Origin of the sequence: Streptomyces sp. NPDC088252 (assembly GCF_044740965.1) — a bacterium.
Taxonomy (GTDB): Bacteria; Actinomycetota; Actinomycetes; order Streptomycetales; family Streptomycetaceae; genus Streptomyces.
In genome coordinates this window covers 78890-98611 of sequence record NZ_JBIURS010000018.1, presented here as the reverse complement: position 1 = coordinate 98611, position 19722 = coordinate 78890, and the positions used below count along the sequence as shown (strand labels likewise).

Genomic DNA, 19722 nt, shown 5'->3' with positions numbered 1-19722 from the left:
CCTGGAACCGGCATCGGTCCGGTGGGGGTGGCCGGTGAGGGGGCGACCCGAGGTCGCCCCCGTCACCGCCGCGCGCCGGCCCCCGTGATCGCGGTGACCGCCATCCGTACCGCCCGCTCCGTCACCGCCGCATGGTCGTCGCCCGACTCGATCGCCGTCGTGGCGGCGTTGACGATCCCCTGCAGCAGCAGCGCCGTGCGCCGTGGATCCTCCTCGCCCAGGTCGGTGAGCGCGTCGATCAGCGGGGTGAGCAGCTCCCGGTGGGCCCGCACCGCGCTCTCCCGCACCACCGTCGCGTCCCGGACCCCGGCCAGCGCCTGGGCGATCCGGTGTTCACCGCTGCGCACCAGCTCCAGCTGGGACGACACATAGGCGGCGATCTTCTCCTCGGGCGTACCGGCCGCCGACATTCCGGCCCGGATGGCGTCCGTCCAGCGCGGCATCGCGTCCTCCACGACGGCCGCGAGCAGCTCGGGGCGGCCGGGGAAGTACTTGTACAGGCTGTTGCGGGCCAGGCCGGTGGCCCTGGCGACCGCCGTGAAGGTCACGTTCTCGGCGTCGCCGCCCTCCAGCAGTTCGCGCGCCGCCCGCACCAGGGCCAGCCGCTGCTGGGCGTGGTGCTCGACGACCGTGGCGGCTCTGATCCTGGGCACGGGCCCAGTCTAGAAGCCCCGGCGCCCTGTCGACCCCCACTTGGCGACGCCGCGTCCCCATCATCTATGTTGGCGACACATCGTCCCTGACGTCCATCGAAGGGAACCGCTGTGTTCCTCGCTCTGCTGGAGCTGCGCGCCGCCCGAGGGCGCTTTCTGCTCATGGGGTCCGTCGTGGTGCTGGTCGCCGCACTCGTGGGCATCGTCTCCGGCTTCACCACCGGCCTCGGCGACGACACCATCTCCGCGCTGCGCCGGCTTCCGGTCTCGCAGCTGGTGTTCTCCTCCGACGCCCGGTCCGACCAGTTCGCCCGCAGCCTCCTCGACGAAAGGACGGCCGCCGCCTGGCGCAAGGACGCGAACACCGACGCGACCCCGCTGGGCGTCTCCATCGCCCGCGGTACGACGAACCGGGGCACCGAGGTCGATCTCGCCGCCTTCGGAGTCGAGCCCGACTCCTTCCTCAGCCCCTCCGTCACCCGGGGCCAGGGCCTCGCGCACGCGGCGGCGGACAGCCTCGTGATGTCCGCCAAGCTCGCCGACGAGGGCGTACGCGTCGGAGACACCCTGGTCATCGACCGGCTCGGCATCAGGCTGCACGTCGTCGGAGCGACCGAACGCTCCAGCTACGGCCATGTGGCCGTCGCCTACGTGCCGTTGAAGACCTGGCAGCGCATCCGCTTCAGCACTCCGGGTGCGCCGGCCTCGTCCGCCGTCGCGATCCCCGACCAGTTCAGCGCCCTGGCCCTGCGTACTCCGGCCAAGGCCCCGACCGCCGAACTCGACGCGCGGCATTCCACCACCACGCTCACCAAGGAGAAGGCGTACGAGGCCGCGCCCGGCTACACCGGTGAACGCGTCACCATGAACTCGATCCAGGTCTTCCTCCACCTGATCGCACCCCTGGTGGTCGGCGCCTTCTTCGCCGTATGGACCGTGCAGCGCCAGCCCGAACTCGCCCTGCTGCGTGCGCTGGGCGCCTCGCGCCGACGGCTGCTCGCCCACACCGTGCTCCAGGCGGCCCTCGTCGTCGTCCTCGGCACCGCCGCGGGCGCCGTACTGGCCGGAGCGGTCGGGCTGCTGGTCGGTGAACAGGTGCCGTTCAGCCTGCCCGCCGCCACCCTCGCCGCCACCATGTGCACCGTCGCGGCCGTCGGCCTCGCGGGCACCGCCCTGACCCTGCGCCGGGTCACGAGAGCCGACCCGCTGACCATGCTGGGAGCCAACCGATGAGCCTCGAACTGAGCGGCGTCACCGTCGCGTTCGGCCGTGCCGATGCCCGTACGACCGTCTTCGACGGCCTCGACGCCACCTTCGAGCCGGGCCGCATGACCGCCCTCGTCGGCCCGTCGGGCTCCGGCAAGTCCACGCTGCTCGCCGTCGGGGGCGCCCTGCTGCGGCCCACCGCCGGGCAGGTCCTGCTGGACGGTGAGGACCTCGCCGTGCTCTCCGACGCCCAGCGTGCCAAGGTGCGCCGGGAGCGCGTCGGCTACATGTTCCAGAGCGGCAATCTGCTCTCCGGCCTGGCCGCCGTCGAACAGCTCCTGGCCGCCGCCCACATCAATGGCGAACGGCCCCGCGCACACCGCTCGCGCGCCGAAGAGGCGTTGACCGGGGTGGGCCTCGGCCATCGACTGCGCCACCGTCCCGAACAGCTCTCCGGCGGCGAACGCCAGCGCGTCGCACTGGCCCGTGCGCTCTTCCTCTCCCCGAAACTGCTGCTGGTCGACGAACCGACCGCGGCTGTCGACCGCTCGCAGGCCGGCGAGCTGGCCGAACTGCTCGCCGAACGCACCCGGCAGGATCACTGCGTCACGGTCGTGGCCACGCACGACCCGGCCGTGGCGGGCGCCGCCGACCGGGTCGTGGACATGGCCGAGCTGACCGCCGCCGCGGCGGCGTCCGCACGGTCCGTGCGCTGAACACCCGAAGGGCGCTTCGGGCCTTACGGCCTGGAGCACTCTCCATCGTGCACCAGGCCGTTACGGGGGCACGGTCGCCGTTGCGCCGGCTGACGCCTGGAGCCCGCCCGTGCGGTAGGTCGCGGTGAGGGCGGCGCTGCCCGAGGCTCCGGCCGCCACGGTGACCGGAACCTTGATGTTCGCGCCCTGGCCCGGGTTCAGGGCGGGCACGGTCGTCTGCTTCGCCGTCCAGCCGGACGGCACGGTCAGATCGACGGTGCCCGCCCCGCGCCGCACGTCCATCCGGTTGACGAGACGGACCGTCACCGTCGCGTCCGTGCCCGCCTTCAGGGGCGTGGGCCGGGTGATCGTGATGTCCGCGCAGGTGCCGCCCAGCCACTTCAGATCGAACGAGGCGTAGGTGATGTGCGTGTAGTCGGCGCGCTGCCGGAGGCCGCGGACATGCCCGCCCAGGCAGGGTTCTTGATCTGCTTGGTGATTCGGCGATGGGTCCACGTCAGCCCGTCGTCGTCGGAGTAGTTGTAGTCGGCCTGGATGATGTTCGGGTCGTTCTCGTCGTTGCCGGTGCCCGCGCCGAAGAAGCCCTGGTTCACCGAGGCCGCGTAGAAGAGGAAGATCCGGCCGGTGGTGCGGTCGACGAGCAGGCTCGGGTCGCCGTAGCCCTGGGGGGCGGCATCCTTGCGGACCACCTGCTGCGGCTGCCAGGTCGCACCGCCGTCGGTGCTGCGGCGCAGCACGACGGAGATGTTGCTCGGCAGGTCGCCGAGGGTGGGGCGGGCGTCGAAGGCCGCGAGGACCGTGCCCTTCGTCGAGGTGGTGAGCGCCGGGATGCGGTAGTGGGGCGAGCCCACCCGGTCGACGGTCAGGTCCTGGGAGGTCAGTGCACCGGGGGCGGGCACTGCGCCGTGGGCGGTGCCGGCCGCGGGGGCCACCAGCATGGCGGCGCTGAGCAGGGCGACGGAGACGTTCCGCTGCATGGACGATCTCGCTTCTCGGAAGGAGTGGTGCTTCTCGGAAGGGCGGAGACTCGGTGGAACGCCCCGCGAGGCGGGGAGGGGCCCGCCGGGCGGGGCGCGGGGAACAGCCGGTGCCGCGCTACGGGATGCGCAGCGAGCAGACCCGGCTGCCGACGTCGAAGACCCGCAGATCTTTGATCATTTTCAGGGCGAGACGGTGGTGGCCCCGCTCGTTGGGGTGGAGGCCGTCGTTGAGCGGGGAGAGCGGGACCTGCCCGCCGTTGTTGCTCAGCCAGTCGGTGTAGTGGTCGACGAACACGACGCTCTCCTGCGCCGCGACCTCGCCCATGACCTGCGCGTACTGCGGAAGTCCCACCCTGCCGGGCCACTTCGCCGGATCGACCGGGTTCGGCGGCTGGAGCACCGGAAAGGGTCCGCCGGGCAGTGTGCGCACCGAGCGCACCAGCGAGACGAGGTTCGCCCGGTAGACCTCCGGGCCGAGGCCGGCCGTCGCGATGTCATTCGTACCGATCATGATGGAGACGACCTTCGGGGAGAACGCGGTGACCTGTTCCCCGAGCCGGGCGACGAGTTCGGCACTGGTGCCGCCGCTCACGCCGGCCCGGAGGCATGGCCGAAGAAGGAGTGCCAGGACGTCTCGAACACCGTGCGCCCGCCGGCGTGGAGCCGGGTGCCCGAGGCGTCGACGGTGACGGCGACGGTGTGGCGCAGACCGTCGTCGTACCGTGTCCTGGTCATGACATTGATGAGTGCGGCGCCCTGGTCGCGCACGGAGAACTGCAGGGCACCGCCGGACAGGTTGAGCGTGATGTTGGAAGAGGGGGCGGTCGGGTCGGAGGCGCTGAGCAATGTCATCGCCTCGTTGTGGCTGGTGGTGCGGAAGGTGGCGACGATGGTTCCCGGTGGTGAGCGGGGCGAGTGCACCGAGCCGGTCCGACAGGTCGACGTACCCGCTGCCGTCCAGGTCCACCGGAGTGTCGTGGTCCAGGAGCGGGCCGCTGCGCGCGGCGGCGAAGGCGCTGCTGCCGAGCTGGGTGCCCAGGGCCGCCGCCCCGGTGGTGAGAAGCATGGATCGTCTGCGCACGGAAGAACCTCCGGTCAGGAATGACGGACCCGCCCCGACGGCGGGCCCGCGAACAGAGCGCGCACCCAGGCCGGTTGCTCCCGCTGGTGATGTGCCGCGCCGCCCTCGTGCCCGTTGAACTCGTAGACCCGGACGTCCTTCGGTCCCGCGTAGTGGTTGTAGGCGGTGAAGCAGGTGGAAGGCGGGCAGATCTCGTCCATCATCGCGATCGAGAACAGGGCGGGAGCGGTGGCACGGGTGGCGAGCAGTGCGGCATCGAAATGCGCCAGGGTGGTGAACACCGTCCCGGCGCGGTCGCGGTGGAGCTTCGGATACTCGGCGATCTCGGTGTACGGCGACCGGCCCGAAATCTCCGCGGCCCGCCGGAAGTCGCAGAGGAACGGCACATCCGGCATCACTCCGGCCAGCCCCGGCACAAGACCCGACACGGCCAGGGCGATGCCGCCGCCCTGGCTGACCCCGGTGACGACGATCCGGTCGGGATCGACCTCGGGGTGGGTGCGCATCGCCTCGACGCAACGCACCGCGTCGGTGAACACCCGCCGGTAGTAGTACGTTTCGGGGCTCTCGATGCCGCGGGTGACGAAGCCGGGTACGGTGCCTGCGGCGCCGGCGTCCGTGTCGGCGGTGGAGCCGGACGCGGCCGACCAGCCCTGACCGCGGGTGTCCATGATCAGATGCGCGTATCCGGCGGACACCCAGAGCAGATTCTCGTGGGCGAAGCCGCGTCCGCGACCGTAGCCGAGGAACTCGACGATGCAGCCGAGCGGCCCGGTGGATCCGGCGGGCAGGTGCAGCCAGCCATGGACCGGTCGCCCGGCGAAGCCGGGCAATGTCACATCGTACGTACGGATCCGGTCGAGCCCGGTGTCGACGGGTGAGAACACCGGCTTTCCCGCCGGACCGGTTCCGTCGACCGCGGGTGTCGCGCCCAGGGTGCTCGACCAGAAGGCGTCGAAACCGGCGGGAACAGGCAGTTCGGGCCGGTGATCGAGGCAGTCGGCGAGTGAGAGGTCCGTCAACGGCATGGAGGTGCCCTCCTGGGGTGCGACCGCGGTGCTGAACGCTGGACATCGAGACAGAAGACGTCAGATGTCCTATCGGCACACGGACCCTAGGCAGCCCTCGCGGCGGCCGTCAAGGGCCCCACCCCGCCCGGATCCGCCCCGGTGGGGCCCTGGAGCTGCATCGCTCCGGGAGGAGCGGCGGTCGGGTCAGCCGGAGGTGTTGTCGCGGGCGCGGGCTTCCGAGATCCGGCGTCTGACCGGGGCGTAGTGCTCGCCCAGCGCCTTGAGGAAGCCGCCGATGTCCCCGGCCCGCGCGGCGTCCACGATGTTCTGGTGCGCCGCGATCGTCGCCGTCTCGTCGGCGTGCGTGAATCCGTCGAGGTGGGGCGCGACGATCGTGTACACGTCCCAGAACGCCATCGAGAGCTGGCCGATGAGGTCATTGCCGAGCGGGGCGACGAGCAGGGCGTGGAAGGCCCGGTCCGCCGCCACGAAGCCGTGCCCGTCCTGCGCGCCGGTCTCGCGCATGGTGGCGACCAGTGCGTCCAGCGCGTCGAGCTGCTCCGGGCTGAGCAGCGAGACGATCCGGTCGGCCATCCCGCGCTCGAAGAGCTCGCGCACGTCGACGAGGTCGGCCATCACCTGGAAGTCGTCGTCGGGGGAGAGCAGGCCACGGAAGGTCAGGCTCTCCACCAGCGCGGACAGGCTCAGCCTGCCCACGTAGGTGCCGTGCCCGTGCCGTACCTCCACGATGTCCAGTGCGTTGAGGATCTTGACCGCTTCACGGACGCTGGAACGGCTCGCGCCGAGGGCCTCGCACAGGGCCGGCTCGGTAGGCAGCGGATCTCCGGGGCGGAGTCGCTTCTCAAGGATGTAGCGCTTGATGCCCTCGACGACTTCCTGCCGAAGCAGCTGCCGGCCGGTCCTCGTACCGGACATATGTGAACTCCCCACCTCTTGACCCCTCTCGATTGTCAAGCCACGTTCCCACGCTATCAAGGCATCAGACATCTGACGTCTGATGCCTTAGCTTCCTGGTCTTCGTGATCCCCGCGTTCCCACGCCTGTTCCCACCCCTACGTTCCACGTTCCTGGAGGACCCGTGCCCGAGCTGAGACCAGCCGGTGTCGAGCACCGCACCTTCCTGCGTTGCACCAGCGTCGTCGGTGCGGCAGCCGCCATCACGGCGAGCCTTTCCGCCTGTGGCGGACCGTCATCGACCGCCGACGGCACGGCGGGCCAGGGCAGTGGCAACGGCCTCATCGAGGCCGGTCTCTCGTACCCCCTGTCGACCGGCTTCGACCCGAAGATCACCTCGGGCGCGACTCCGTACGCCGCCAATATGCACATCTTCGAAGGCCTCGTGGATCTCGATCCCGCAACGCTCGTGGCCCGTCCCGCGCTCGCCACCGAGATGCCGAAGAAGATCAACGCCACCACCTACCGGGCCACACTCCGCAAGGGCGCGACCTTCCATGACGGGTCGGCCGTCACGGCCGACGACGTGGTGTTCAGCTTCGAACGCATCCTGGACCCGAAGAACGCCTCGCTGATGGCGCAGTTCGTGCCCTTCATCGACACGGTGAAGGCCGTCGACGCCGGTACCGTCGAGTTCAAGCTCAAGTACCCTTTCGCGCTCTTCCCGTCCCGCATAGCCGTGGCCCGGATCGTCCCGAAGAAGATCGTCGAGCCCGATCCCAAGGCCTTCGACGCCAAGCCGGTCGGTTCGGGGCCGTACAGGTTCGTCGAGGCGACCCGAGAGGACAAGATCGTCTTCGAGGCGTACGACAAGTACAACGGCCCCCACCAGGCCAAGGCCAAGAAGATGATCTGGCGCCTGATGTCGGACCAGTCGGCGCGGGTCAGCGCCATGGAGTCCGGACGGGTCCAGGCCATCGAGGACGTCCCCTACATCGACGTCAAGCGCCTCGCAGGCTCCTCGAAGACCGAGTCCGTGCAGTCCTTCGGCCTGCTCTTCCTGATGTTCAACACCGCCGACAAGCGGTTCGCCGACAAGCGCGTGCGCCAGGCGCTGCACCACGCCCTGGACACGGAGAAGATCATCTCCACCGCCATGGCCGGCAATGCCGCCCCGGCCACCGGATACGTCCCCGCCACCCATCCCGACCAGGACCGCTGGCCCGACCAGCTGTTCCGGGTGCTCTCCATGGCCGGGGTCGCCATCCCGTCGTTCTGGCTCGGTGTGCCGCTCATCCAGCAGTTCGCACTCAACACCCGGATCTTCCCGACCGGTGGATACACCAGCCCCGCCGACTCGGTCAGCGGCTGGCTCACCACCATGGCGCTGCCCGCGATCTCGCTCGCACTCCCGGTCTCCGCCTCCCTCGCCCGACTCGTACGGACCTCGATGGTCGCCGAACTCGACCGCGACTACGTCCGGACCGCCCGCGGCAACGGCCTCCCGCCGCTGCTGGTGATCCGCTCGGTGCTGCGCAACGCACTCGTCACCCCGCTGACCGTGCTCGGCATCAAGGTCGGATACATGCTCAGCGGCGCGGTCGTCATCGAAGCGATCTTCGACCTGCCCGGCATGGGCAAACTCATCCTCGAAGGTGTCACCGGAGGCGACGTCGCCCTGGTCCAGGGCACCGTACTGACCATCGCCATCGCCTTCCTGATGGTCAACGTCATCGTCGACCTGCTTTATCTGCTGGTCAACCCGCGCATCAGGACGGTGTGACATGTTCGCCACCGGCCGTCTGGCCAACAAACTGTCCCGACCGGGCATCGCGTTCCGCGCCCTCCCGGTCACCTCCCGCATCGCCCTCGGTGTACTGATCGTCGTCGTCCTCGGCGCCGTCCTCGCCCCGCTGTTCACCCAGGACCCACTGACCACCGGTACCCCGGTCCAGGCCCCCGACGCAGCCCACTGGTTCGGCACCGACCGGGCCGGCCGGGACGTCTTCGCCCGGGTCGTGCACGGCTCGCGCTACTCGCTGATCATGGGCCTCGGCGCGACCGCCTGCGCCCTGCTCGGCTCGATCGCCGCCACCTCGCGCAGACTCGGCGACGAGTCCGTGATGCGCACGTTCGACGTGGTGATGTCGTTCCCGCCGATCGCGCTGGCCGCCGTCCTCGTCGCGGTCTTCGGCACCAGCATCCCGGTGATCATCTTCACCATCGCCTTCGTCTGCACCTCCTCGTTGGCCCGCGTGGTCCGCGCCAACGTGCTGTCCCAGTACGGCGAGGACTACGTCGCCGCCGAGAAGGTCATCGGTGCCCGACGCGGCCACATCGTGCTCCGCCACGTCGCCGTCAACTGCATGGCCCCGGTCATGGTGTTCGCGACCGTCATGGTCGCCGAGGCGATCATCTTCGAGGCCGGCCTGTCTCCACGAGGCCGCGGTACGGGGCGACTGGGCCGCTGCCGCGGCGGAGCAGGACCGCCTCGTCGCGCTCTTCGGCGTCGTCCGCGCGGCCCGTCCCGGCACGGCCTCGGCCACCGCCGCAGGCCTCGGCGCGTTCAAGACGGCCCTCATGCTGCGCGGAATCATCGCCACCCACGTGATGAGCCCGCCGATGCGTCCACTGGACGTGGCCGAGACCGCCACGATCGCCGCCTGTCCGGACCGCGCGGGGCTCTCCCGGGCCTGACAGGTTCCGAAGAACGCACAAGGGTGCGTGGGTACAGCCCCGGCTGTACCCACGCACCTGTCTGTTCCCGCCCGCTACCCAGGGCCTCTCGGCCGGATCACGCCGGGCTCGTGTGCCTTAGTTCCGCGTGGCGCGGGCGCGGGTGCGACGGAGCAGCAGGGCTCCGCCGAGCACCATCGCGGCGCTCGCCCCGCCGGCCAGGCCCAGGTTGGTGTCGGCACCCGTGTGCGCCAGCTGCGCGGTGGTGACCCCGCCCCCGGAGGTCGCCGTGGGGTCATTGCCAGGCCGCGCTTCATCGGTGACGGGCGTGACCGGCGGCGTGACCACCGGGGGCGTCACGACCGGAGGCGTGACCGGGGGCGTCACGACCGGAGGCGTGACCGGAGGCGTCACGACCGGGGGAGTGACCGGAGGCGTGACCACGGGGGGAGTGACCGGAGGCGTGACCACGGGGGGAGTGACCGGGGGTGTCACGACCGGAGGTGTGACCGGGGGCGTGACCACCGGCGGCTCGGTGCCCGGCCCGCTCTCGTTCGTGCACTCGTTGCCGACGGCAGGGTTCAGCACTCCGACGACATCGACGGAGTTGCCGCACGCATTGACCGGCACGTCCACGGGAACCTGGGCGAGGTTGCCGGACAGCACACCGGGAGATTGGGTCGCGGCGCCTTCGGCGCTCGCCCCCTGGCCCTGACCGCCGTTCCCGCTACCGGACCCGTTCCCGCACTTGTTGCCGAACGCGGGGTTGAGCAGCCCGATCACATTCACCGTGTTGCCGCACACATTGACCGGAACGTGCACCGGCACCTGCACGGCGTTGCCCGAGCCGACGCCTGGCGAACCGACGGCGGCGCCATCGGCGGAGGCGTCCGCGAACGCGTATCCGCCGGCCGTGGTCAGAATGCCTGACGCCGCAGCCATCACCAGCACGCTCTTACTCAAGGCTTTTCGCATTGATTGCCCTTTCTTAGGGACACCTCGCGCGAGCGGATCGCTCGCGCTTCATTCACCGGACAATGGGGCTCATACCGGGGACATCACCCCGAGGGCTCCCAAGCCACACGCCTGATGACACCCATAACGAGGAGGTGGTGTCGAAGAAACGCGTAATTCGTGGAAGTCTTGTGATCACTCGGACGGATTACGCACAGGTGTTCACTCCGATTACGGGTCCCCGTATTTCAGGTGCCCGACTCGACATGCTTGAGCGAGTCGTTGACGCCATCACAATATTTCGGCACACGCATGCTCGGGCGGTAGCTGGGACACCCATTCGTACTGTTGTCCGTGCGATCTCGGCATTCGAGTGAAAGGAGAGAACCAAACATCCGGTCACGAGTTGGGCAGGGGGCTCCGGTGCTACGGGGTATCCAGTACGAGAAGGGTTAATCGTGATCAAGAAGGTTCTGGCTACGAGTGCGGTGGCCGCCTCCGTCCTCGGTCTGGGCGCGACGCAGGCCATGGCGATCGGTGACGACGGCGGTACGACCTCGGTCAATGGCAACGGAGCCTCGCAGTCCTTCGGCAACGCCGAGACGCACGGTGACGCAAGCCCGCAGTTCGGCCTGGTCCAGGGCAGCCTGAACAAGCCCTGCGTCGGCCTGCCGGCCAAGGTCAACGCCGGTTCGCTCGTCGGCCTGGTGCCGGTCGCGGTCCAGGACGCCAACGTGCTGGCCTCGCCGCAGAACCAGCAGTGCACGGAGAACTCCACCCAGGCCAAGGGTGACGAACCGTTCTCGCACATTCTGAGCGGCATCCCGGTGCTCTCCGGCAACGGTGTCGGCAACAGTTGATCCAGCCGCAGTGACAGGCCCGGGTCGCCGACGTTCCTCCTCTGCGCGGCCCGGGCCCGCTGCTGTCGTTTCCCGCTATGGACGTATCGGATTCTCCGATGAACTCATCCACGGCGGCGATCGATCGATGTTACGTCATTCGGGCGATTTTTCGAGAAATTTCTTCTCGGAGCGTTTCGCCTACGGTCTTAAATCGTTACGAATTGCAGCGGCGGAGCTACGAGTGATCAGGACCGCGCTCGTGCGGCACGAAAGACGTGGCCGCTCCGGACTCCGTCAAAGAAAGGGATCAAAGTGAAGTACACCAAGGTTGCCGCCATCGCCGCCGGAACCCTGATGGCGATGGGTGCCGCCGCGCCCGCATTCGCCGACTCCGGTGCCGATGGCAGTGCCACCAACTCCCCGGGCGTTCTGTCCGGAAACACCGTCCAGGTCCCGGTCCACATTCCGCTGAACGTCTGCGGGAACACGGTCGACGTCATCGGCCTGCTCAACCCCGCGTTCGGCAGCACCTGCGCCAACAGCTGATCTCTGGTCGGTCGCGCCGAACGCTCGACCGGAAGGCCCCGGCACGCATCCGATGCGATCCGGGGCCTTCCCCGTTTCCGGCGATCGTTCGAGTGGTGGCCGAGAAAATGCGATCCCGTCCAGTTGCCGTGTCGCAACCGCATCGTTACCCAAGATGAAAGCGGCAGAAGTCACAGCTAAAGAAGGCTGGTGCGGCGTGGAGAAGCGACCGAAACGAATGCCGCTGCAGAAGGGATCCTGAAAGTGAAGTACGCGAAGTCCGCTGCGTTCGTTGCCGGTTCCGTGGTCGCTCTCGGAACGGCTGTTCCCGCCTTCGCCGTTACCGCCGCCACGGCCCCCGGTTTCAGCCTCAACGGCGGCATCAACCAGGTGGTGGAAAGTGCGCCGCAGGCTGTCGACCCGGTCGTCGACCCGGTCGGCGGCGCCGCCGACGCGATGCAGGAGAACGGCGGCGTCACCAAGCTGACCGGCCAGGCCACCGCTGCGGCCAAGGGGGCGGCCCCGCTGATGGGCGGTCTGCCGCTCGGCGGTTGATCCGTCGCGCCACGGTGTTCCCGGCTCGTCCGGGGCATCGGTATTGCTCCGGCGCCGGACATTCGGCGAACCGTCCGCCGGCAGAAGAATCGTTCGAGTGAATTGGCACAACCGTTCCTCTCGCCGTGAGTTGATCAGTGCGCTCCGGACAGGCGAGCGAGAGAAGAACCAGAAGGGCTATTTCGTGATCAAGAAGATTATGGCCTCGGCAGTCGTCGCTGCTTCGGTCGTCGGTGTCTCCGCCGCGATCGCCCCGCAGGCCATGGCCGTCGGCAACGACGGTGGTACGACATCGGTCAACGGCAACGAAGCCGTCCAGTCGTACGGCAACTCCGCCACCCACGGTGACTGGAGCCCGCAGTTCGCCCTCATCCAGGGCTCGCTCAACAAGCCCTGCGTCGCCCTGCCGGCCAAGGCCAACGTCGGTTCGGTCCTCGGTGCCGTTCCGGTCTCGGTCCAGGACATCAACGTCCTGGCCTCGCCGCAGAACCAGCAGTGCACGGAGAACTCCACCCAGGCGAAGGGTGACGAGGCCCTGTCGCACATCCTGAGCGACATTCCGATCCTGTCCGGCAACGGCACCGGCAACAACTAGGGTCGTTCGTTCGGATCGAGTCCGGCATGATCCGAACGAGAGGCCCTGGGACCGTGAGGCTCCGGCCGCTCGGCGCTGATTGCTCGGACCTGCCGAGAACGGCGCGACGCGCGGCTTCGAGCCTGCCTGCCCGCGGGGCGTGATACACCCGTGGGGTCGGCACATCCACGAGGCAGCCGTTCTTCGGCGGCTCGGATGCGCCGGCCCCACGCCGTGCGTCCGGGATGCCGTCGGCCCCTCGAAGGGGCGGGCGGACTGGGCCGGTTGCCGTAGTGATGGCGGGCGTCACCCGTCACACCGGGTAGGGGCCCTGCATGGACGAGTACGACAGCCAGCGGCCCCGCGGCCGGCAACGGCCCGCACAGGACGCCACACCCATCTACGACCGACTGCTCGCCGAATGGCAGGCGGCCCACGGCGGCCCGGAGCAGAGCCCTTCAGCACGGTCGGACCTCCCCTGTGCGGGGAGCCGTGTCCCCGCCGCCCGTACCTCCGACGAAACCGTCGACGGGTGAGAAGGGGGTGCCGAACTCACGCCGGACCGAACCCATTTGGGTGGCACTGCGGCACTCGCGCTTCGGTGGTGGGTTGATCAGTACGTTCCACAACGGGACGCTCCGAAAGGTGAAGCGTGATGAAGAAGACGATGGCCGGGGCGGCGGTGGCCGTGTCCCTGGTGGGCCTGTCCGCCGCCGTGGCCCCCGCGGCCATGGCGGTCGGCAACGACGAGGGCACCACGTCGGTCAACGGCAACGACGCCGTGGACTCGTTCGGCAACAGTGTGACCCGCGGCGGCGGCAGCCCGCAGGTCCAGCTCGTCCAGGGCTCGCTGAACAAGGCCTGCGTCGGCGTTCCGCTCAAGGCCAACGCCGGTTCTCCGGTCGGTCTGCTCGTGCCGGTCGCGGTCCAGGACGTCAACGTCCTCCACTCGCCGCAGAACCAGCAGTGCGCCGACAACTCCACCCAGGCCAAGGGCGACGAGGCGCTGTCGCACCTCGTCGACGACATCCCGGTGCTCTCGGGCAACGGGACCGGCAACAACTGACATCCGGTCCAGTGCGGTGATCGCGGGCGGACGCCCTCCGTGATCACCGGCACGCCGGTGTGCGGCGGCACGGCCGCGTGGTGTCCGGGGCGCAGTGCCCGGGGCCCGCACACGGCGATGCCCACCGCTCCACGGGGGGCGGTGGGCATCGCCGTGTGCGGTGGCGGATCAGCCCAGGCTGCGCACCGGGAGGACGCAGTGCGCGGAGGTCATGACGACCTCTTCGTCGGCTGCGAACGACCGCAGCAGTTCCTCACTGACCGGCCGGCCGGGCGCGCCCTTTGGCCAGGGACGCGTGGCGAACATCGCGTTCACCTCGCCCCGTTCCTCGGCCGCGGCCAGCCATTCGGGCGGCACGGGGTACTGGGCGGTGAAGTGAGGCAGCGTCAGGACCGCCTGGCCGGCCTGGACGAGCAGCTTCACCGGAAGGCCGGGGGTCTCGGCCGCGTACACCGGACCGGCGCCGACCGGCAGTCCGCTGCGGTCCAGGGCCACGCGCATGGCAGCCTCACCGGCGGCCGGGCCGTCCGTCCCGTCGCCGAGCGAGTAGACGAGAAGGAAGGCGGCATCGGGGCCGCCGTCGGGGTGTCGGCCGCTCCACCCGATCAGTGCGATCGTGCCCAACCGGGCTTGTGTGAACGTGCCGGTGGCGGTCTGGGGTGAGGTCATGCTCGGCACCCTAACGGCCTGGGACCGGTCGTTGTGCATGTGTATCACCTGATCGAGGGAGATCTACGGATATCTCGGAGAAGTGCGGTCGAGGTGCTCTCCTCGTCGCAGCCTGAGAGCGCCGTGAATCAAATGTGTTGACGTCACCTGTGGGCCGGGGGCTAAGGTGTGACGCGTTCCGGACGGCGGACAGGAGCCGTCGGCCGGTGTCGACCCGCGCTTGAACCAGGAGGTGAGGACATTGATGACTGTCGTTGCGATGGGCGCTGCCCACAACCGGAAGAGCATCGTTCCCACCCCTGTGGCCGTCGGCTGACCTTCACTCAACTTCTCGCGCCCGAAGGCGCGTTGCCGGGGCCACCCTTTGAAGGGTTTCCCTTGTCTTTCCCGACCTCCTGGTCCTCTCCGTCCTTCTCCTCCTCTCTTCAGGGCCTCTCCGCGTCGCATTCGCTGTCCCCGTACGGCTGGGACGACGACTGGGCCGCCGCATTCGCTCCGTACGCCGAACAGGGGCTGCTGCCCGGACGCGTGGTGCGGGTGGACCGCGGCCAGTGCGATGTCGTCACCGCGCACGGCACGCTCCGCGCCGACACCGCGTTCGTCGTTCCGCGCGATCCGATGCGGATCGTGTGCACGGGCGACTGGGTCGCCGTCGATCCCGACGGTGATCCGCAGTTCGTACGGGCGCTGCTGCCGCGGCGTACGGCCTTCGTCCGCTCGACCTCGTCGCAGCGCTCCGAAGGGCAGGTGCTCGCCACCAATGTCGACCACATCGCCATCTGTGTCTCGCTCGCCGTGGAACTGGACCTGGGGCGGGTGGAGCGCTTCCTCGCGCTCGCCATGTCCAGTGCCGGCGGCGATGCGCTGCTGCGGGACGGGACGTCCGCCGCCGACGGCGCCGCCCAGCCGATCGTGGTGCTCACCAAGGCCGATCTGGTGCCGGACACCGCCACGCTGTCGTACCTCGTCCAGGACATCGAGGCCATCGCCCCCGGGGTGCAGGTGCTGCCCGTCAGTTCTGCCTCGGGGGAGGGTCTCGATGTGTTCGCCGCCATCGTCTCCGGCGGTACGAGCGTGCTGCTCGGGGCGTCCGGCGCGGGCAAGTCGACCCTCGCCAACACCCTGCTCGGCCGCGACGTGATGGAGGTGCAGGCCGCCCGTGATGTCGACGGCAAGGGCCGGCACACCACCACGACCCGTAATCTGCTGGTGCTGCCCTCCGGAGGCGTGCTGATCGACACCCCCGGCCTGCGCGGGGTCGGCCTCTGGGACGCGGAGACCGGCGTCGGCCAGGTCTTCTCCGAGATCGAGGAGCTGGCCGAGCAGTGCAGGTTCCACGACTGCGGCCACCGGTCGGAGCCCGGCTGCGCGGTGCTCGCCGCGATCGAGGACGGTTCGCTGCCCGAGCGGCGCCTCGACAGCTTCCGCAAGCTTCTCCGTGAGAACCAGCGCATCGTCGCCAAGACGGATGCCCGGGTGCGGTCCGAAATACTGCGTGAATGGAAGCGCAAGGGGGCCGAGGGCCGGGCTGCCATGGACGCGAAGCGGGGCCGGGTCCGGTAGGGCGCAGCCGCCCGGTCGATGTCCGAAAGCCGCCAGTGTGCTGTCCGGGGGTGCCGCACACTGGACGGTGTGATGGACGAACGGACCAGATACGAGGCGGTGAGCAGCCGCGACGCCCGTTTCGACGGGGAGTTCTTCTTCGCCGTCGAAACGACCGGCATCTACTGCCGGCCGAGCTGCCCCGCCGTCACTCCCAAGCGGAAGAACGTCCGCTTCTTCCCGACCGCGGCCGCCGCCCAGGGCAACGGCTTCCGGGCGTGCAGGCGCTGCCGACCGGATGCCGTGCCCGGCTCGGCCGACTGGAACGTGCGGGCCGATGTCGTCGGCCGCGCCATGCGGATGATCGGCGACGGCGTGGTCGACCGGGAGGGTGTGCCCGGTCTCGCCCACCGGCTCGGATACAGCTCACGCCAGGTGCAGCGGCAGCTCAACGCGGAGCTGGGCGCCGGACCCGTCGCGCTCGCCCGCGCCCAGCGGGCCCACACCGCGCGGGTCCTGCTCCAGACGACCGTGCTGCCCGTGACCGAGATCGCCTTCGCGTCCGGCTTCTCCAGCGTGCGCCAGTTCAACGACACGATCCGGCAGATCTACGCCCGTACGCCGAGTGCGCTGCGGACCGAGGGCGGAACGGGGCTGGGAGCCGGGGTACGGGAGGCCCGCACCACCGGGATCCCGCTACGGCTCGCGCACCGGCGGCCGTACGCCGTCCGCGAGGTCTTCGACCTCCTGGCCGGTGAGGTGCTCGCCCGGATCGAGGAGGTCAGCGGGGAGCCCGGGGCCCGAACCTACCGGCGCACTCTGCGACTGCCTTACGGCACCGGCATCGTGGCGGTGGACGAGCGGTCCGCCGGGTCCTGGCTGGAAGCCCGGATCCACCTCACGGACCTGCGGGATCTGACGACGGCCGTGCAGCGGCTGCGGCGGCTCTTCGACCTGGACGCCGACCCCTGCGCCGTCGACGAGCGGCTCGCCGCCGATCCGGCACTCGCACCGGGCGTCGCCGCCCGCCCCGGGCTGCGCTCACCGGGAGCCGCGGACCCCGAGGAGTTCGCCGTACGGACGCTGGTGGGCAGGGCCGGGGCGGAGCGGCTGGTCGAGACGTACGGAAAGGTCCTCGACATCCCCTGCGGCGGGCTCACGCATGTGTTCCCCGAGCCCGGGGCGCTGGCCGGCGCGGTGGACGAGCCGGTGCTGCGGGCACTGGCGGCCGCGCTCGCCGACGGGGACGTACGGCTCGACGCGGGCGCGGACCGGGAGGAGGCCGAGCAGGCCCTGCTGCGGCTGGGGATCGGTCCGGTCGCAGCAGCGCTCATCAGGATGCGGGCGCTCGGTGACCCCGACGTGGATCCGGACGGGAGGCCGGAGTCGGAGCGGTGGCGGCCCTGGCGCTCGTACGCCGTACGCCACCTGAGTCGCTGAGATCTGCCCACGGAGCCGGGAGCCAGGGAAGGTGCCGGGCTCCCGGGCCGGGCTCAGCCCGGCAGGCCCCAGCGTGGCGCGGGCGCGTTCGCCGTGACCGGGCGGATGGTCAGGTCCGGGCGGTCGCCCCGGGCCGTGATCAGCGCGGAGTCGCCCTTGCGGAGATGGATACGTACCGTTTCGTCGGCCGTCTCCTCGTGACGCAGCGGGCGTCCGTGCCGGTCCCGGATCTCGATCGGACCCTCGATGCCATGGCGCACGACGCAGGGCGCGCCCGCCTCGCTGGTCAGCCGCACCCAGCGGGTCCGGCCCTCTTCGCGTACCGCACTGAGCAGGAACGCGCCCTGGGTACGGAAGTCGTGGACGGTCATGTCCCGCCAGGCGGCGGGCAGGGCCGGGAAGACCCTGATCGTGCCGCCCCATGACTGGCAGACCATGTCGTGCAGCGACTGGGCCGCCGAGAGCGGGGTTTCGATGACCGGACCGGACTCCTTGTACATGGTGTTCGCCTGGATGAACCGGCTCATCAGCTGGCCGAGATACTTCAGCGCGTCCTCGCCCTTGCCGAGCAGTGCGGACATCGACGCGGCCCCGGTGAACGTGTAGCCCTGCAGGGCGCCTTCGAAGCCCACCCAGTGGGCGAGGGACTTCTCGATCAACACGCGTTCGTCGGGCGTCGCACCCGTCAGCTCGTACAGCGGGTACACCGCGAGCATGTGCGAGTAGTGGCGGTGCGACATGGCGAACGGAACCCCCGCGCCGATCATGAACCCGTTGGCGTCGACGGGATAGGGCGCGAGCCTGGCCAGCACCTCCTGCCAGCGGGCGGTCAACGGGTCGTGGACGCCCAGTTGCTCCGCCGAGTCGAGCAGGGTGCGGCAGCCCCAGCGCAGCAGCATCAGGTCGTAGTTGCAGTCGGGGGCGTTGACCCCGTACTCGGGGGAGAACGTGGCCGGGAGATGCAGTCTGCCGTCAGGTCCCGGGGTCAGGAAGTGCAGGTAGTAGTTGACGGCCTTGCGCAGCAGCGGGAAGAGCGTGTCGCGCAGGATCGACTCGTCCATGGTGTGGCGGTAGGAGAGCCACACGTTGTGCAGCGCCCAGGTCAGATTGCCGACCTCGGGGGTGGGCGGGTCCTGGCCGGGGATGCCGACGCCGTAGCCGCCGTCGGTGACCGACGCGCCGTTGACCAGGTGGGGGTCGGTGGTCCGGGGGATGCCGGCCGAGTCGGCCCGGTAGGGGGCGGCGACCTCGCGGGAGAGCTGGTCCCGGAACTCGCTGAGAGCGCGGGTGACGGCGTCCAGCTCCAGGTGGTTGGAGCCGTGGATCAGCCAGTACTCCAGCTGGACGTTGAGGTTCCACCAGGTGTTCGGCCAGGGCGTGGGCTCCAGCCAGGGGCCGGAGGTCGCCATCACGGGTGCGTCCTTGCGGGCCGCCGACGCCGTCTTGTACAGCTGGATCCAGTAGAAGCGCTGCAGCCGGGCATCGGGCAGGGACAGGAAGCTCTTCCGGTAGAACCGGTCCCACCAGGTGCGATGGGGCGCGGCCAGCTGACCGTACGGGTGCACCGAGGCGGTCTTGACGGTACGCAGCGCGCGGTCACGGGCCGTCGTCCTCGGGTGGGAGTGCGTGACCGTGACGTAGAGGGTACGGCTGGTGCCCCTGGTGCGTTCCCGCCATGCGGTGACGTGCTGACCGCCCGCGAGCAGCGGCTGGACGGCCGCGGTGATCGCGCCGTGCTGCTCGGTCTCCGCGGGCGGGTTGCCGGTGTAACCGTCCGGGAGGGGCTTGAAAGCGGCGCGCGGGCTGATCGCGTCGGCCGGGTGGAACACCCAGCGGAAGTCGCGCTCGCCCGTGCTCGGGGACACCTCCACGGCGAGCAGATCGCTGGTGGAGTGGACGAAGGCCCGGAGCTTCAGGGTGCCCGCGGTCGTGGTGATCGTGCCTTCGAGTTCGGCGGTGCGCAGCCGCATCCACCACTCGATGCCCGTGATCGTGCCGACCGGCTCCAGCGTGAAGTGGCCGATCGGGAGGCGGGCGAGGCCGAAGAGGGAGCCGAACTCGGGCCGGTGGTCCTGGACCTCGGAGTGCTGGACGTTGAAGCGGATGGCCGTGGTGGTGGCACCGGGCTCGGCGTAGATGCCGGAGCCGAGACGGCCGTTGCCCAGGTATGGGCCCTCGTACCAGGTCTTCGGCAGTTTCTGCCAGAGCAGGTCGGCATCGTCCAGGACCGTGCGCCAGGCGTCGTCGGGGGAGTGCACCGTGACGGGGGCCGGGGCGGTGCCGGTCGGCACGGCAGGGACGGCGGCCTGGGCGGGGGC

Annotated in this window: 19 protein-coding genes and 3 pseudogenes; 13 read left to right on the top strand and 9 right to left on the bottom strand. The window is 70.0% G+C overall.

The window, feature by feature from the left end:
- Positions 1 to 62 precede the first annotated feature (62 nt).
- Positions 63 to 653, bottom strand: coding sequence for a helix-turn-helix domain-containing protein (locus ACIOHC_RS30325; RefSeq protein ID WP_365691826.1), 591 nt, complete (start codon positions 651 to 653; stop codon positions 63 to 65).
- Between the two features lie 111 nt (positions 654 to 764).
- On the opposite strand from ACIOHC_RS30325, the gene ACIOHC_RS30320 reads away from it, so the two are divergent.
- Entirely contained in the window at positions 765 to 1886 is a 1122-nt protein-coding gene (locus tag ACIOHC_RS30320) for an ABC transporter permease (protein ID WP_401844771.1), read from the top strand.
- On the top strand, positions 1883 to 2575 hold the full coding sequence (locus tag ACIOHC_RS30315; RefSeq protein ID WP_351073791.1) for an ABC transporter ATP-binding protein: 693 nt from the start codon (positions 1883 to 1885) through the stop codon (positions 2573 to 2575). The genes ACIOHC_RS30320 and ACIOHC_RS30315 overlap by 4 nt, the downstream gene beginning before the upstream one ends.
- Before the next feature lie 60 nt (positions 2576 to 2635).
- Here ACIOHC_RS30315 and ACIOHC_RS30310 read toward each other — a convergent pair.
- The 5 genes and pseudogenes from ACIOHC_RS30310 to ACIOHC_RS30290 form a co-directional block, all read right to left on the bottom strand.
- Positions 2636 to 3552, bottom strand: a pseudogene (locus ACIOHC_RS30310) (NEW3 domain-containing protein).
- Between the two features lie 118 nt (positions 3553 to 3670).
- Positions 3671 to 4147, bottom strand: a complete 477-nt coding sequence (locus ACIOHC_RS30305) for an SGNH/GDSL hydrolase family protein (RefSeq protein ID WP_365691830.1) — start codon at positions 4145 to 4147, stop codon at positions 3671 to 3673.
- Positions 4144 to 4476, bottom strand: a complete 333-nt coding sequence (locus ACIOHC_RS30300; protein ID WP_365691833.1) for a LamG domain-containing protein — start codon at positions 4474 to 4476, stop codon at positions 4144 to 4146. The genes ACIOHC_RS30305 and ACIOHC_RS30300 overlap by 4 nt, the downstream gene beginning before the upstream one ends.
- Positions 4477 to 4650: 174 nt before the next feature.
- Entirely contained in the window at positions 4651 to 5664 is a 1014-nt protein-coding gene (locus ACIOHC_RS30295; protein ID WP_389636368.1) for an acetylxylan esterase, read from the bottom strand.
- Between the two features lie 186 nt (positions 5665 to 5850).
- The gene (locus ACIOHC_RS30290) at positions 5851 to 6582 is read right to left on the bottom strand and encodes a FadR/GntR family transcriptional regulator (RefSeq protein WP_351073785.1); all 732 of its coding nucleotides are present in this window, start codon (positions 6580 to 6582) and stop codon (positions 5851 to 5853) included.
- A gap of 403 nt (positions 6583 to 6985) precedes the next feature.
- Here ACIOHC_RS30290 and ACIOHC_RS30285 point away from each other — a divergent pair, with 403 nt between their 5' ends.
- From ACIOHC_RS30285 to ACIOHC_RS30275, 3 genes and pseudogenes are all read left to right on the top strand, one after another.
- Positions 6986 to 8344: an ABC transporter substrate-binding protein gene (locus ACIOHC_RS30285; protein WP_351073893.1), complete on the top strand. Its 1359-nt coding sequence runs from the start codon at positions 6986 to 6988 to the stop codon at positions 8342 to 8344.
- Between the two features lies 1 nt (position 8345).
- A pseudogene (locus tag ACIOHC_RS30280) lies at positions 8346 to 9011 on the top strand (ABC transporter permease); the annotation flags it as partial.
- Positions 8995 to 9258 (top strand): annotated as a pseudogene (locus ACIOHC_RS30275) (dihydrodipicolinate synthase family protein); the annotation flags it as partial. The pseudogenes ACIOHC_RS30280 and ACIOHC_RS30275, both read left to right, overlap by 17 nt.
- Before the next feature lie 117 nt (positions 9259 to 9375).
- Here ACIOHC_RS30275 and ACIOHC_RS30270 read toward each other — a convergent pair.
- Entirely contained in the window at positions 9376 to 10212 is an 837-nt protein-coding gene (locus tag ACIOHC_RS30270; RefSeq protein ID WP_389636370.1) for a chaplin, read from the bottom strand.
- Between the two features lie 437 nt (positions 10213 to 10649).
- Between ACIOHC_RS30270 and ACIOHC_RS30265 the strand changes: the two genes are divergently transcribed.
- From ACIOHC_RS30265 to ACIOHC_RS30240, 6 genes are all read left to right on the top strand, one after another.
- Positions 10650 to 11051 carry a rodlin gene (locus tag ACIOHC_RS30265; protein ID WP_351073781.1) on the top strand — a complete coding sequence of 134 codons (402 nt, stop codon included), beginning with the start codon at positions 10650 to 10652 and terminating at the stop codon, positions 11049 to 11051.
- 294 nt (positions 11052 to 11345) lie between these two features.
- Entirely contained in the window at positions 11346 to 11579 is a 234-nt protein-coding gene (locus ACIOHC_RS30260; protein ID WP_351073779.1) for a chaplin, read from the top strand.
- A 243-nt stretch (positions 11580 to 11822) separates the two neighbouring features.
- Entirely contained in the window at positions 11823 to 12113 is a 291-nt protein-coding gene (locus tag ACIOHC_RS30255) for a hypothetical protein (protein ID WP_351073777.1), read from the top strand.
- Between the two features lie 184 nt (positions 12114 to 12297).
- Positions 12298 to 12708 carry a rodlin gene (locus tag ACIOHC_RS30250; RefSeq protein ID WP_351073776.1) on the top strand — a complete coding sequence of 137 codons (411 nt, stop codon included), beginning with the start codon at positions 12298 to 12300 and terminating at the stop codon, positions 12706 to 12708.
- A 314-nt stretch (positions 12709 to 13022) separates the two neighbouring features.
- The gene (locus tag ACIOHC_RS30245) at positions 13023 to 13223 is read left to right on the top strand and encodes a hypothetical protein (RefSeq protein ID WP_351073775.1); all 201 of its coding nucleotides are present in this window, start codon (positions 13023 to 13025) and stop codon (positions 13221 to 13223) included.
- A 119-nt stretch (positions 13224 to 13342) separates the two neighbouring features.
- On the top strand, positions 13343 to 13753 hold the full coding sequence (locus ACIOHC_RS30240) for a rodlin (protein WP_401844765.1): 411 nt from the start codon (positions 13343 to 13345) through the stop codon (positions 13751 to 13753).
- A 168-nt stretch (positions 13754 to 13921) separates the two neighbouring features.
- Here ACIOHC_RS30240 and ACIOHC_RS30235 read toward each other — a convergent pair whose 3' ends face one another.
- The gene (locus ACIOHC_RS30235; RefSeq protein WP_351073772.1) at positions 13922 to 14422 is read right to left on the bottom strand and encodes a DUF5949 family protein; all 501 of its coding nucleotides are present in this window, start codon (positions 14420 to 14422) and stop codon (positions 13922 to 13924) included.
- A gap of 378 nt (positions 14423 to 14800) precedes the next feature.
- On the opposite strand from ACIOHC_RS30235, the gene rsgA reads away from it, so the two are divergent.
- A complete protein-coding gene (gene rsgA / locus ACIOHC_RS30230; RefSeq protein WP_389636371.1) occupies positions 14801 to 15985 on the top strand; it encodes a ribosome small subunit-dependent GTPase A in 1185 nt (394 codons plus the stop codon).
- 72 nt (positions 15986 to 16057) lie between these two features.
- A complete protein-coding gene (locus ACIOHC_RS30225; RefSeq protein WP_351073892.1) occupies positions 16058 to 17404 on the top strand; it encodes an AlkA N-terminal domain-containing protein in 1347 nt (448 codons plus the stop codon).
- Between the two features lie 53 nt (positions 17405 to 17457).
- Here ACIOHC_RS30225 and ACIOHC_RS30220 read toward each other — a convergent pair whose 3' ends face one another.
- The gene (locus ACIOHC_RS30220; RefSeq protein ID WP_401844869.1) at positions 17458 to 19695 is read right to left on the bottom strand and encodes a glycosyl hydrolase family 95 catalytic domain-containing protein; all 2238 of its coding nucleotides are present in this window, start codon (positions 19693 to 19695) and stop codon (positions 17458 to 17460) included.
- Positions 19696 to 19722: the final 27 nt, after the last annotated feature.